Source organism: bacterium, assembly GCA_026414725.1.
In the GTDB taxonomy this organism is placed as follows: domain Bacteria; phylum Ratteibacteria; class UBA8468; order B48-G9; family JAFGKM01; genus JAAYXZ01.
The window spans coordinates 1-505 of the sequence record JAOAIL010000075.1 but is presented as its reverse complement, the minus strand read 5'-3'; the positions used below and the strand labels follow the sequence as shown (position 1 = coordinate 505).

The 505-nt window shown below is 26.9% G+C and carries 1 protein-coding gene; it reads right to left on the bottom strand.

Annotated features, from left to right (window positions below; all coding sequences use genetic code 11):
• On the bottom strand, positions 1–505 hold a 505-nt coding region (locus N3D17_07945; protein MCX8083292.1), incomplete at both ends, for an alpha-mannosidase.

Here is a 505-nt window from a genome sequence, read left to right as displayed (position 1 = left end):
GTCAGAATGTGTAGTATAACATCCTTCAAATATAAAATTTAATTCATCTTTAATCACCGGTAACTTATTTTTAAATTTTTCAATTGATTTAAAATATCTTTCAGTAGTAGAAAATTCTAGTGTTGGGAAACAAGGCTTATCATTTAGTTTAATTTTCCTTTTAATATCCTCTTCTGTTGGGCCACCACCATGGTCTCCAACTCCATAAACAAACATAAACTCTTTGATTTTATACTTTTTATAATAATCTTCAAAAAGTGGAATTATTCTATCAGAATCAATTTGGTTATTATAGACACTATTAAAAGCAATGACTTTACTTTTGTCTTTACCTTCCCATAAAAATAAAGGATATCCTTTACCACATCTCATAAAATAATAATATTTTATACCAGCATTTTTTAATATTGTAGGGATTGTCTGAGGGTGTCCAAAAGTATCGGGAACCCACATTATATATATTTCTTTCCCAAAATTTTCTTTAATATACTTTTTTGAATAAAGA